The sequence below is a fragment of the Serratia ureilytica genome, assembly GCF_013375155.1.
GTDB lineage: Bacteria > Pseudomonadota > Gammaproteobacteria > Enterobacterales > Enterobacteriaceae > Serratia > Serratia ureilytica.
This window is the reverse complement of the sequence record NZ_JABXOF010000036.1, coordinates 1-277: the sequence shown is the minus strand read 5'-3', so window position 1 is coordinate 277 and position 277 is coordinate 1. Positions and strand designations below refer to the sequence as shown.

Annotated in this window: 1 other RNA gene; it reads left to right on the top strand. The window is 59.2% G+C overall.

Annotation, left to right across the window (positions count from 1 at the left end):
- Positions 1 to 3 precede the first annotated feature (3 nt).
- Positions 4 to 123: non-coding RNA, RtT sRNA (locus HWW83_RS25540), on the top strand.
- The last annotated feature ends 154 nt before the right edge of the window (positions 124 to 277 follow it).

The following is a 277-nucleotide window of genomic DNA, read 5'->3' as shown; positions in this document are numbered from 1 at the left end:
TGCATAGCGCATCGACCGGGAGGGTGAGAATCCTCGACAGGGTTCGACAAAACGCTCGCGTTTTGGACCGCCAACGGCGGCCCGCAGGGTGAGCGTAGCGAATCAATCCCTCCCTCACCGCCATATTCTACGAAGAAGCCTGAACTCGCGTTCAGGCTTTTTTGTATGCATAGTGCACCGAGCGGGAGGGTGAGAATCCTCGACAGGGTTCGACAAAACGCTCGCGTTTTGGACCGCCAACGGCGGCCCGCAGGGTGAGCGCAGCGAATCAATCCCT